We start from the raw sequence: 12,326 nt of genomic DNA, 5'->3' as shown, positions 1-12,326 counted from the left end.
GACAAGTGTGGCGGGATCTCCCCGGACACGAACTTGGCAACAAGGCCCATTTTTGCGGTTGCAAAGCGGAATGCGATTAGGCATATAGGCCGCCGTCGACCCGATGCCAAGGCAGCGTGGATGACAACGGAGCGCGGGTGTAGCTCAGGGGTAGAGCATAACCTTGCCAAGGTTAGGGTCGTGGGTTCGAATCCCATCGCCCGCTCCAAAGTCTCAAGGCCGGCAAGCCTTGAGAAACAAAGGGTCCTTCGGGACCCTTTTTGTTTTCCGGGTTTGGCGCCACGTGGGTCTGCGACCGCGAGCCGAATCAGCGTTCCACCCGATCAAATTCCCTCCCGACAGTGCGTTAGAACCCGTCGCACCTTTTGCCCGGTTGCGGCGTTGATGCACGAACCGTCGAAAACAGGAGAGCGAATTGCCCGATTATCAACTCACCACGAGCGATGGCACCAAGATCGGCTTCACCGATGAGCGCGAGCTCGATGACATCATCGAGGAAGTGCTCGGCGAAGGCTATCTGCGCATCAGCGGCGAGCGCACGCTGGTCAGTGACGGCACGCGGATCGAGGGCGACTTTGTTGCCTTTGAAAGCCATATTCTGAGCATCTCGACCTAAGGCTCAAACCAATTTCCGGCGGGCCGGGCGGAATGCTCGACCCGCCCTCCAGGCGCCCAAAACGGTCTTGGCCGGCGCCGCTTGAGCCCAGTCGCCAACCCCCTCCCCGCCGCGCTAGACTATCGCGCAAGGCAGCAGCAAGGGGCAGCTATGGACCAGGGCAAATCTTCACCAATTGGCGCGGCGACGGGTGGAGTGCGCAGCGTGCTGCGCCTCGAAGCGCTAGCGGTGCTCGCCGGGGCGACCGCCGCTTATTTCGCCGGCGGCGGCAATCCCTGGCTGTTCGTGCTGCTGTTCTTTGTGCCCGATCTGAGCTTTGCCGGCTATGCCCTCAATGCCAGGGCCGGTGCCGCCGTATACAACACGGCCCACAGCTATGTGCTGGCGGCAGTCCTTGGCGGCCTTGGCTGGGCACTTGGCGTCGAGTTCATCTGGCAGTTTGCCTTGATCCTTGCCGCCCATATCGGTTTTGACCGCGCCCTTGGCTATGGGCTCAAATATGCCTCGGCGTTCAACCACACCCATCTGGGCGCGATCGGCAAGGCCAAGGCGAGCACCGCCCCTGAGGCCTAGAACTCCTCGGCCCTATCCAGCGCCAGCCAGGGCGGCGTTGCGGCGATAGGGGGAGCGACATAGCCAGCGGCGCTCGCCTGCAGCGCTTCAAGCATTGCCGCATAAGGCTCGACCCGCCGGTATTGCGAAGGCACCAGCGCCACGATGCGCCGGGGCGGCGCCTGCACCCGATACAGCGTTACATCGCTCGGCACGCCATCGATCCCCACAGAGGCCAGCGCTGGCGCCAGGCACACCCCTGCCCCGGCGCGCACCAGCCCGATCGCAGTTTCAAACGAGCGGCACTGCGCCACCACTCGGTGCTCGGGCAGGAGGCGCGCATACCAATCGGCCACCCGGCTCGCGTGGCGGCTGCCAAAGCTGAACTGGATGGCCTGGTTGAGCAGCCGCCACCCCTCGGCTGGCAACTGGGCCTGCGGATCGCTCACTCCATCGAGTTTGAGCCCCTTGGGCACCACCAGCACATAGGGGTCTTCGAGCAGCGGCACCTGCACAAAGCCCACGCCGGCCTGCGCCACCGAATTGGCGGCCAAAAGCCCGATCGTCACCCGCCGGCTATATAGCAGGTCAAGGATCTCGCCGGGTGCACTTTCCAGCAGGTCGAATTCGAGGTCAGGAAACTGTCCCTGCAGCGCCCCGATTGCGGGGGGCAGCACCACGCGGAGCACCGAATTGATCCCCGCCAGCCGCAGCGTCAGCCGCTGCCCGGCCCCGAACTGGCCCAGACCGTCCTCGAGTTCGGTGATCGAGCGCAGCACCTGTTCGGCCTTGGGCAACAGATATTGCCCGGCTTCCGTCAGCTCCATCTCGTTGGAGCGGCGGTGAAACAATAGCGTGCCGACATTGGCTTCGAGCTTGGCCAATTGCTGGGACAGCGACGGCTGGGTCAGTCCCAATTGCTTGGCCGCATTGGTGAGGGTTGTCGAGCGGGCCACCGCCCAGAAAATGCGCAGCTGGTGGAGGGTCAGATCCCCGGTTCGCGGCTGCGCCGCGCTCGTGGCCCGCGCGCGACCCCGCGCCTTGCTCCCTGTCTTGGATCCCGGCTTTATCGCCTGCTTGTCATCCATTCCGGATCAAACTTTCTTTTGGCCCGGCCCCTGGCACCAGGGGCCCAGATCTAGCCCAAACCCGCCTCCGCCGCACGGGCAAAGCGCCGCGGGGCGCCCGGTCCCCTCGTCCAGTGCGGCTTGAATAGTTCAACCGCTTGGTCCAACTATCGCCAGCAGCGGCCATCCGGACCGCGGTCTGCCCGCTCTGAATTGCATCGGGTGCCGAAGCCTTGTGCAGCCTAAAGAGGGGGATAGCGGTATGATCGGAGAAGGGCAACCGCCACGGCCGCCGGCCCGCTCAACCACGCCCGCCCGATCCTCGGGCCTCTCGAGCACAGCCCTTGCCGCCCGCGCGCAAACGCGTCGCCGGCGCACCAGCACACTCGTGCTCACGATCCAGATCGGCCTCGTGCTCCTCCTGATCCTGGGCATGTTTGCGCTCAATGCCAGCGCGGGCAATCTGATCATGCCCAAGCCCACCGATATTCTCGATGAAAGCATCAAGCTCTGGTCCGACGGCACCATGCTGCGCGCCTTGGGCGAATCGCTGACCGTGATCGGGCTCGGGTTCCTCCTTTCGGCCAGCACCGGCATTTTGCTGGGCATTGTGCTCGGGGGCTTTCCCCTCGTCGGGCGCATTCTCGACCCGTTCGTCAATGCGATGAACTCGACGCCCGGCGCTGCCTTCATCCCGCTGATCATTGTCTGGTTCGGGCTTTATACCGAAGCCAAGATCGTCGTCGTGTGGAACGCGGCGCTGTTTCCCATTCTCATCAACACCGCTGCCGGCATCGCCAATGCCGACAAGGACCTTGTGGAGATGGCCCGCGCCTTTGGCGCCAAGCGCCTCACCCTCTTTTGGCGCGTCATGGTGCCCGATGCCCTGCCCTCGATCCTGAGTGGCTTGCGGATCGGCGCCGCGATCAGCACCGTCGGCACTGTCATCGCCGAGCTCACCATGGCCCAGTCAGGTCTTGGGGGGCTCTTGGCCGCTGCCGGCAATCGCTTCCAGATGGATCGCTATTTTGCCGTGGTCATCGTCCTCATGGCCCTGGGCACCGCTCTCACCGCCCTCCTACGCTGGGCCGAACGGCGCTTCGGGCGCTGGCGCGTGGCGCAAAGGAACGCCCAATGACCCAAGCCCCCACACTCACCCCCCTGATCTCGCTGCGCGGTGTCGGCAAGAGCTTTCGCGACGGGCAGATCCGCGCGATCGAGAACATCTCGCTCGATATCGCCCCGGGCGAGTTTGTCAGCCTCGTCGGCCCCAGCGGCTGCGGCAAGACCACGCTGCTGCGCATCATCAATGGCCTTACCCCCGCCGATGAGGGGGAGGTCAGCGTGCTCGGTGCCCCACCCGAGCCAGGGCCGGACCTGGCCATGGTGTTTCAGTCCGCCCGCCTCCTGCCCTGGCTGTCGGTGGCCGGCAATATCGAATTTGTGCTCTCGCTGCGCGGCATGAGCCGGCGCGAGCGGGCGCAGCGCGCCTCGGCCCTGCTCGGCGCGGTCGGACTGCGCGATTTTGCCGGCGCCTTTCCCCATGAGCTCTCGGGCGGCATGCAGCAGCGCGTGGGCCTCGCCCGCGCGCTTGCGGTCGAACCCAAAGTGCTGCTGATGGACGAGCCCTTTGCCGCCCTCGACGCCATGACGCGCGAAGTGCTGCGACGCGAGCTTTGGCAGATGTGGTCGCGCCGCGGCATTGCCATTGTTTTTGTCACCCACGACATCGATGAAGCGATCCTCTTGTCGCAGCGCATCGTACTGCTGCGCCCGCGCCCCGGCCGGGTCGACGAAATCGTCGATGTGCGCTTGCCCGAGGCGCGCTGGGATACCGATCCGCGCACCCTCCCCCAATTTGCCGAAATGCGCGCCCATCTCTGGGGCCGCATTCACGACATGGTGCGCGATGGCGCCCAGCTCGAGGAACTGGCCGGCGCCTTTCCCCTCGACGACCCGGCGCCCGCCACCAGCGGATAGGAATTTCCTATAGGCCTCATAGAGTGTTAGCGCGCCCCCATCGGTGATCTTATGGGGCGGGCAACCTCCCGGTTTTTTCCGCGCGCGCCCGCGCGCCAAGTGGGGGTGCCAAAGGTACCGGACCACATTGAGCCTGCCACGCGCTGAAAACCTGTCGCCACTTTCCGACGCCGCCTGGAGCTATGAGCTGGCGGCGCATCTGCTGGAGCGCGCCGGTTTTGGTGGAACGCCCCAGGAGATCGGGCAATTGGCCGCGGTGACACCGGCCGCTGCCGTCGCCAGCCTCGTGCACTACCGGCAGCACGACAACAGCCATTTGCCGCCCTTCGAGGAATCTGGGTTCTGGGACCCCACGCTCAAAAATTTTCCGGTCAGCCGGCCCGCGGCCACCACCCTTGCCGCACAAACCGGCGAGGCGATGGGCGTGCGCGCCAAGCCCAGCGGCCCCCGTCCCCTGCAGGCCGTCACCAATCGCTTCTTTTACTGGGCCCGCGCGACGACGCTTGAAACCCGGCGCATCGGCTATTGGTGGCTCGATCGCATGGTGCGCACCAACCGCCCGCTTGAAGAAAAGCTGACCCTGTTCTGGCACGGCCATTTTGCCACCAGCGAAGAAAAGCTGCGCGATTACCGCAAGGCGCTCCTTCAGCTCGGCACTTTGCGCGCCGGGGCCAGCGGCAATTTCGGTGCCCTGCTGGACGCGGTGGCCAAGGATCCGGCCATGCTGGTTTATCTCGATGCCGCCCAGAACGTGAAAGGCGCGCCCAACGAGAATTTCGGCCGCGAGGTCATGGAATTGTTCACCATGGGGGTGGGCAATTACACCGAGGACGATATCCGCGAAGCCGCCCGCGCCTTTACCGGCTGGGGCAATGACGATCTCACCTTTGTGGTCGATCCCGACAAGCACGACACCGGGATCAAGAATTTCCTCGGCCACACCGGCGCCTTTGCCGGCGAGGATATCCTCCGCATCATCCTCAACCAGCCGCAAACCGCCAATTACATCGCCGCCAAGCTCTACCGCTTTTTTGTGCGCGAGCAGATTTCGCCCGACTTCGGCCAAACCCTGGGCGACCTGCTGCGCGCGGGCAATTACGAGATAGCCCCGTTCCTCGAGACCATTTTCCTGTCCGAGGATTTTTATGCCGAGTCCTCGATTGCGGCCCATATCAAGTCCCCGACCGAGCTGATCGTCTCCACCTATCGCAAGCTCGGGATAGCCGAGCTGCCGGGCATTCCCGACCCCTGGAGCGTCGGCAAGACGCTGGGCCAGGTGCTGCTCTATCCCCCCACCGTCGCCGGCTGGGGCGAAGGTCGTGCCTGGATCACGCCGGGGCTCTTGTTCGAGCGCGCCAATTTCGCCCGCGAAGTGATGTTCCCCAATGTAATCGACTTCACCGATCCCCTGTTCAACCCAGGGCGGGTGGTCAAGCGGGTCAATGCGAACATCCTTTCGGGCATGGAGATCACCGCGGCCACTCTCGAGGAAGGCGCCTCGCCCAGCATGGCCGCCGGCATCCAGGAAAGCTTCAATACCCGCTACGGGAGCCTCGTGGGCTACCAGGAGGCGCTGCGCAAGCTCAAGCCGACGCCCCGCGCCCCCGCCCAGTTCAGCCTGTCCGACATGCTGCGCACCGAAGGCGCCGCGACAACGGGCGAGGCGGTCGACCTGCTCGCTCGGCGCTTGCTGCGCGTGCCCCTCGCCCCGCCCGCCCGCGCTGTCCTCATCGAAACGCTCGACGGAGAGCTGGGTACGACGAGCCTTTTGGAAGCCGACACCTATATGGAGCACGGCCTGCGCATGGCCGCCCATCTCATCATGAGCGCACCGCAATATCAGCTGGCCTGACCGGCGGAGACCTTTTCATGGCAAAACCACCCAAACTCAGCGGCACCGACAAGCAAGGCCTTCTGCAAAGCGGCTTTGGCAGCATGGTGCTGGGCGGCGCGGGCGGCATCAGCAGCTCGCCGGTCTGGTCCAGGGTCGCCCAAGCGCAGGCCGATGCCAATGAGCGCATCCTCGTCATCGTCGAGCTGTCGGGCGGCAATGACGGGCTCAACACCGTCATCCCCTTTGGCGATGACGCCTATTACAATGCCCGCCCGCATCTCGGGATCCGCCCCGACAAGCTGCTCAAGATCGATGACCAGTTCGGCTTCCAGAAAACCATGAGCGGCTTTGAGCGGCTCTACAAGGACGGCATGATGGGGATCGTGCATGGCGTGGGCTATGACCAGCCCTCGTTCTCGCACTTCTCCTCCATGGCCTTCTGGCAGACCGGCGCGCCCAATAGCGGCGAGGCCTATGGCTGGCTTGGGCGCATGGCCGATGCCATCGATCCGCTCGGCCACACCACCAATTTCCTCGTCAATATCGACGACAACCAGTCCCTGGCCGTGCGCTCGATGAACCATGTGCCGCTGGTGTTCAACAATCCCGACAACTTCACCCGCCGCGTGCTGCATGAGGAAAAGCCGGCGCTGGGCGTGCTCGACGCCCGCTTCGGCAATGGCGGGCGCAACCCCGCCGAGGATTTCCTCTTTGATGTGGCGGCCAGCGCCAACAGCTCCGAGCATCTGGTGCGCGAGGCCTGGAACACCTATTCCAGCCCCATCGATTATGGCCTCGTGCCCTTTGGCCTTGAACGCGTTGCCGCCCTTATTGCCGCCGAGTTCCCCACCAAGGTCTACTACGTCCCTTATCGCAACAATGCCTTTGATACCCATGTCTATCAGGGCGACACCCATGCCCGGCTCTGGGCCTATACCTCCGACCACATCGCCGCCTTTGTGCGCGACATGGAGCGGGTCGGGCGCGGCGATGACGTGGTTGTCATGGTGTTCAGCGAGTTCGGCCGCCGCGTCGCCGAAAACACCAGCCTTGGCACCGATCACGGCACCGCGGGCCCCGCCTTTGTGATCGGCAAGCCGGTCCTGGGCGGCCACTATGGCGGCGTGCCCAGCCTCACCGATCTCGACGACGGCAACCTTAAATTCACCACCGATTACCGCCGCATCTATTCGACCCTCATCGAGGGCTGGATGGGCCATGAGCATCCCTCGGGCATCCTCAAAAGCGAGTTCAGCTCCATCCCCCTCTTTGCCCCCAAACACTAACCCGGACCCAACAGTCCAACCCGTCACCAGAAAGTAGTGCCATGTCCGCTCACCCCACCCGCCCCCTTGCCGCCGCCCTTGCCACCGGTTTGACCCTCGCCAGCCTGCTCGGCAGCACCGCCCTCGCCCAATCCACCGATCTGCCCGAGATCAACCTGGCGCTCGCCAGCACCGACGCCAATTTCAACCCCACCACCGGCTCCATTTTCCGCATCGCCCAGGATATGGGCTTTTACGAAAAGCACGGGGTCAAGGTGAATGTCGTCACCCTCGATGGCACGCCCCAGGCCGTCGCCGCGCTCAATTCGGGTGCCGTTGATGTGGCCGATATCACCATTGAATCGGCCATCCGCCTGCGCGCCGAAAACGACGTGCCGATCCGCGGCATCACCGCGGTGTCTTCCGGCAGCGCCTTTCTCATGGCCGCCAAGGACGACATCGAAACGGTCGAGGACCTCGCAGGGCGTTCCTTTGCCATCGCCGATAGCGGCAGCCTTGATCACAACCTGACCGTGGCGGTCCTCAACAGCTACGACATCCCGACCGACGCGCCCAATTTCGTCGCCATCGGCGCGCCCGATATCCGCGTCCAGGCGCTGGCCGCCGGCCAGGTCGATGCCACTACCGTCTCGTTCGGCACCTATCAGTCGATTGCCGACGTGGAAGGCATCCATGTGCTGGTGGATGCCGATGACTTTGCCGAGCGCTCCCCCGGCCAGGCCAAGTTCGTCGCCGCGCTCGAGCCCACGATCGAAGCCAAGCGCGACGCGCTGCAGCGCTTCACCGATGCCCTGGCCGATGCCGCCCGCGCCATGCAGAACGATCCCGCCACCTGGGAAGCCGCCATTGCCGCCGCCCGCGATGACCTTTCCCCCGAAGCCATCTCCGCCACCGCCGCGCTTAACACCTCGCGCTGGTGCGTCAATGGCTGCATGAACCCGGACAATCTGGCCGCTGCGGTCGAGTTCGCCTATGCCAATCCGGAATTTGCCGAAATCGCTCCCGTTCCGCTCGACGAGCTGGTTGACCTCAGTTTCAACGAAAAGATGCTGGAAAACCTTGGCGTGTTTGAAGGCGACGTGCTCGACAAGCGCTAAGCCAACCCAGCGCAGCCGCGTTTCCCGCCTCAAGCCGGAGCCGCGGCTGCCACGACCCGACGGAGCCAGCCGATCCCGACCGATACCACTACCCTGATTATCCTGGGCCTTGTTGGCCTTGTCGTGGTCTGGCTCGTTTTCACCGTCCTGCGCAAAATCTTCGGCGTCTTGCTGGTGGTGGCGCTGGGTGCCGGCGGCCTCGTGGCGTGGAACAATCCGGCCCTGCTTGCCAGCTTGACTGATACACTCGCCGCCTTTGCCGGCGGGCGCTGAAAAGCTCCAATATCGGTTGCAGTTGATCCCCCCGGGTAACACCGCATTAACTGTGCTCAGCAGCTGCAATCTTGCGCTTAAACCTTTTTCATCTTCCGGCCGTAACTTTGAGCTACGCAACAACGGACGATAAAGGCAAAGCGTGATGCAGCAGGATGAAGGCGAGCGGCTCCGGGCGCTCAATGATTTGGGTCTGCTCAACACAGCACCCAGCGAAAGCTTTGATCGCATCACGCGCATGGCCAGCCAGATTTTTGGTGCCCCCATCGCCGCGGTCTCGCTGACCGACAAGGACCGGCAATGGTTCAAGTCGCGCGTAGGCTGCGGCACCGAGATTCCGCGCGACCGCGCTCCCTGCGCTGAAGTCACGCGCCTGGGCGATGTGCTGGTGGTTTCCGACCTTTCCCAGGATCCGCGCTTCAAGGGCAATGTGCTCGACCAGAGCGGCGTGCGCTTTTATGCCGGCGCGCCCCTGACCACGCGTGACGGGTTCACCCTGGGCGCCATGTGCGTCCTTGATACCAAGCCGCGCACCATTACCCCCGAACAAGCGCGCATCCTCACCGATCTGGCTGCCATGGTCATGGCGCAGGTCGAGCTGCAGCATGCCCTGGGGCGCATCGATCCGGCCAGTGGCCTGCCCAACCGCAACCAGTTTGCCGAAGACCTCGAGGATCTCAGCCGCGACCATGCCGGGCAGGAGCGCATCGCCATGCTGGTGGATCTGGTCGAGCCCGTTCAGCTCAACCAGTCCATGCGCATTCTTGGCCCCGCCTATCTCGACACCATGATCAAGACCGCCGCCGGCGCCATCAAGGAGCGCCTCAAAGGCGAAGCCACCCTTTATCAGGTCGGCGTCACCCAGTTCGCGACGGTCCTCGGCGGCCACAATCCCCAGGTGCTGTTCGATCAGGTCCAAGCCCATTTCGCGGAAGTGGCCGAAACAGCCCTTGGGCGCGACCGCGCCGCTTCGGCGCCGGTGGTAGGCCTGATGCCCTTCCGCCTCGGCGAAGTCTCGCCCGCCCAGGTCCTGCGCGCCGCGCTTGGGGCCGCCCAGGATGCACGCGACGCCGGCAAAAGCGTCGGGCTGTATTCGGTGGCGCTCGATGATGCCCATCAGCGGCGCTATGCCCTGCTCGATGGCCTCCATGATGCCCTGCTTGCCCCCGACCAGCTCAGCCTTCACTTCCAGCCGCGCATCGATCTGCGCACCGGGCGGTGCGATGGCGTTGAAGCGCTGCTGCGCTGGCAGCATCCCGCCCTGGGCAATGTTGCCCCCGGCGAGTTCATTCCCCTGGCCGAAGCCACTGAACTGGCGCGTCCCCTGACCCAATGGGTGATCGAGGCGGCGCTCCAACAGGCCGCCGCCTGGCGCGCCGCCGGGCTCGAGCTCAAGATTTCGGTCAATGTATCGCCAGCCAATCTCGAGGAAGCCGATTTTGCCGAGCGGCTGGGCGAGGCCCTTGCCCGCTACGCCGTGCCCGCCCAGGCGCTCGAAATCGAATTCACCGAAAGTGGGCTGATCCGCAACCAGGGGCGGATCCTCACCAATCTCGCTGCTATCCGCGCGCTTGGCATTGCCTGCGCCATTGATGATTTCGGCACCGGTTACAGCAGCTTTTCCTATCTCAAGGACATTCCTGCCGAGATCATCAAGATCGACCAGAGCTTTATCCGGACCCTCGTGCCCGGTGGTGCCGACAGTGCGCTGGTCAGGGGCATGATCACCATGGCCCAGGAGCTTGGTTTGCGCGTCGTGGCCGAAGGGGTGGAAACCCAGCTAGCCTATGATTTCCTGTGCGAGGCCGGTTGCGATGAAGCCCAGGGCTACCTGATCTCGCGGCCGGTGCCCGCCCCAGCCTTCACCGCCTGGTTGCACGCCCGCGACCCCGGCACCAAGCACCACGTCGCGGCATGAGCAAGCGCCTGGCCATGCAGCTCGATTTTTCCGCCACCGGACGCCTGCGCGTTTGGCTGGTTACCCTTGCCGGGATGATCTTCTGCGCGGGCGCGGCGCTGTTCGTGGACTCCTTCAATTTCCCCACCATGACCGCTGACGAGTTCCGGCGGGCCATAGCAGTCGACCTGTTGCTGCCCAGTGCACTGGCAGGCCCGCTGCTGTTCTTGCTGATGAGCAAGATCCGGCAATTGGCCATCGCCCAGCGCGACCTTGCCAAGCTGGCGTCTACCGATAGCCTGACCGCCGTGCTCAATCGGGGCGCCTTCACCATGATGGTGGACGCATATCTCGAGCAGTCGCGCGCCCATGCCAATCTGCGCTCGGGTGCGCTGCTGGTGATCGATGCCGATCACTTCAAGAACATCAATGATCGGTTCGGCCACCAACTGGGCGATGAGGCGCTCAAGCTGATTGCCGGCACCATCAAGGGCATGCTGCGCGGGGCCGATATTGTGGGGCGCGTCGGGGGCGAGGAATTTGGCGTATTTCTGCCCGGTGCAACCCCCGAGGAAGCGCGAACAGTTGCCGAGCGCATCCGCCAAGCGGTTGGCAGTCTCAAGCTCCCCTTGCCGGCCATATCAGACGAAATCACCGTCAGCATTGGGGGCGTGACTTATAACGGGCTCGCCACCTATGACCATCTGTTCTCGCTGGCGGACGAGCGGCTTTATGGTGCCAAGGCCACCGGGCGCAACCGGGTGCTGTTCCGCCACTTCACCGATCCGCCACTGGCCGCCTGAACCCCGAGGGCTGGTCACCTGGCATCACGACGCGCGTGCGCAGTTGCGCACGACAGCTGCGGCAATCTCGGGCATGTCCATTTCGAGCAGTTCGTGGCCGCGCTTGGGCAGGATGATCAGCTCCGCGCCGGGCACGGCGGCGGCGCTGGTGCGTGCTGCGGCGAGAGAAATTACCGGGTCTTGGCTGCCATGCACCACCAGGAGCGGCAGCCGTAAATCAGCCGCGCTCAAGCCCGGATCAAGTTCGCCCCCGACCGAGCCGTGATTAAAGGCACTGGCCATGCTTTGCGTTCGGCTCAGCTCCTGTTCGATCCGGGCGCTCGCAGCATCGGTGTCGAACGGCACGGCAGTACCGGCGCAGAGTTCGGCATCGCGCAGCATAAAGCGTCGAACCGCGGCAGCGTCGCTCCAGTCAACCGAGCCGAAAGTGTCGAAATGCTCGAGCAGTGCGGGCGCAATCCCCTCGCCTTGGTAGTTCATGCCCAGCGGTTCGGCCGAAAGCAGGGCCAGCGTCGCGACGCGCTCGGGATGCTGCAGCGCCACGATCTGGGCGAGATACCCGCCCAGCGACATGCCCACCAGATGGGCTCGACGCACCCCGTAGGCGTCCAGGATCGCGACCAGATCGTCGGCAAGCTCCTGGATGGTGTAGCGGATATCCCCAGGCGGGTTGGTCGTGGAGGCGCCAGTATCGCGATGATCAAACCGGATCACCTGAAACCCCGCGTCCGCCAGCGCCTGCACCAGCGCTTGAGGCCACCACACCATGGATGCCGTGGCGCCCATGACGAGGAGGATCGTGCCTTCCAGCCGCTCCCCTTCCGCCACACTTGCCAGTTGCGCTCCACCACTGCTTGCTATCATGCGCATTTCAGCTCTCCTCTTGGACCAAAAAGCCGCGTTGGCGCGGCGGCTCCATTG

At 64.4% G+C, this 12,326-nt stretch carries 12 protein-coding genes and 1 tRNA gene; 11 read left to right on the top strand and 2 right to left on the bottom strand.

Annotation, left to right across the window (positions count from 1 at the left end; translation table 11 throughout):
* Nucleotides 1–133: 133 nt before the first annotated feature.
* The 3 genes from HRU92_RS14980 (at nt 134) to HRU92_RS14970 (ending at nt 1,189) form a co-directional block, all read left to right on the top strand.
* Nucleotides 134–208 (top strand) — tRNA-Gly (locus HRU92_RS14980).
* 207 nt (nt 209–415) lie between these two features.
* Nucleotides 416–616: a hypothetical protein gene (locus HRU92_RS14975; protein WP_127755089.1), complete on the top strand. Its 201-nt coding sequence runs from the start codon at nt 416–418 to the stop codon at nt 614–616.
* 150 nt (nt 617–766) lie between these two features.
* Nucleotides 767–1,189, top strand: coding sequence for a DUF4260 domain-containing protein (locus HRU92_RS14970; protein WP_172121789.1), 423 nt, complete (start codon nt 767–769; stop codon nt 1,187–1,189).
* Here the strand turns inward: HRU92_RS14970 and HRU92_RS14965 are convergent.
* Entirely contained in the window at nt 1,186–2,256 is a 1,071-nt protein-coding gene (locus HRU92_RS14965; RefSeq protein ID WP_172121788.1) for a LysR family transcriptional regulator, read from the bottom strand. The genes HRU92_RS14970 and HRU92_RS14965 overlap by 4 nt on opposite strands.
* Before the next feature lie 241 nt (nt 2,257–2,497).
* Here HRU92_RS14965 and HRU92_RS14960 point away from each other — a divergent pair, with 241 nt between their 5' ends.
* From HRU92_RS14960 to HRU92_RS14925, 8 genes are all read left to right on the top strand, one after another.
* Complete coding sequence (locus tag HRU92_RS14960; protein ID WP_172121787.1) at nt 2,498–3,373, top strand: ABC transporter permease; 876 nt, start codon at nt 2,498–2,500, stop codon at nt 3,371–3,373.
* Nucleotides 3,370–4,215: an ABC transporter ATP-binding protein gene (locus HRU92_RS14955; protein WP_173088435.1), complete on the top strand. Its 846-nt coding sequence runs from the start codon at nt 3,370–3,372 to the stop codon at nt 4,213–4,215. The genes HRU92_RS14960 and HRU92_RS14955 overlap by 4 nt, the downstream gene beginning before the upstream one ends.
* 127 nt (nt 4,216–4,342) lie before the next feature.
* Nucleotides 4,343–6,067, top strand: coding sequence for a DUF1800 domain-containing protein (locus HRU92_RS14950; RefSeq protein ID WP_172121785.1), 1,725 nt, complete (start codon nt 4,343–4,345; stop codon nt 6,065–6,067).
* Between the two features lie 17 nt (nt 6,068–6,084).
* Nucleotides 6,085–7,335, top strand: coding sequence for a DUF1501 domain-containing protein (locus HRU92_RS14945; protein ID WP_172121784.1), 1,251 nt, complete (start codon nt 6,085–6,087; stop codon nt 7,333–7,335).
* A 41-nt stretch (nt 7,336–7,376) separates the two neighbouring features.
* A complete protein-coding gene (locus HRU92_RS14940) occupies nt 7,377–8,432 on the top strand; it encodes an ABC transporter substrate-binding protein (RefSeq protein WP_172121783.1) in 1,056 nt (351 codons plus the stop codon).
* A gap of 123 nt (nt 8,433–8,555) precedes the next feature.
* Nucleotides 8,556–8,705: a hypothetical protein gene (locus HRU92_RS14935; RefSeq protein WP_172121782.1), complete on the top strand. Its 150-nt coding sequence runs from the start codon at nt 8,556–8,558 to the stop codon at nt 8,703–8,705.
* Between the two features lie 145 nt (nt 8,706–8,850).
* Nucleotides 8,851–10,623 (top strand): GGDEF and EAL domain-containing protein, encoded by a 1,773-nt coding sequence (locus HRU92_RS14930; protein ID WP_172121781.1) that lies wholly within the window; start codon nt 8,851–8,853, stop codon nt 10,621–10,623.
* Nucleotides 10,620–11,405, top strand: coding sequence for a GGDEF domain-containing protein (locus tag HRU92_RS14925; protein WP_248307153.1), 786 nt, complete (start codon nt 10,620–10,622; stop codon nt 11,403–11,405). The genes HRU92_RS14930 and HRU92_RS14925 overlap by 4 nt, the downstream gene beginning before the upstream one ends.
* Nucleotides 11,406–11,429: 24 nt before the next feature.
* Here the strand turns inward: HRU92_RS14925 and HRU92_RS14920 are convergent, their stop codons facing one another.
* On the bottom strand, nt 11,430–12,275 hold the full coding sequence (locus tag HRU92_RS14920; RefSeq protein ID WP_172121780.1) for an alpha/beta hydrolase: 846 nt from the start codon (nt 12,273–12,275) through the stop codon (nt 11,430–11,432).
* Nucleotides 12,276–12,326 lie beyond the last annotated feature (51 nt).

Origin of the sequence: Devosia sp. 1635 (genome assembly GCF_013185955.1) — a bacterium.
Lineage (GTDB): Bacteria > Pseudomonadota > Alphaproteobacteria > Rhizobiales > Devosiaceae > Devosia.
The sequence above is the reverse complement of the archived record's forward strand: the minus strand, read 5'-3'. Positions and strand labels throughout refer to the sequence as shown.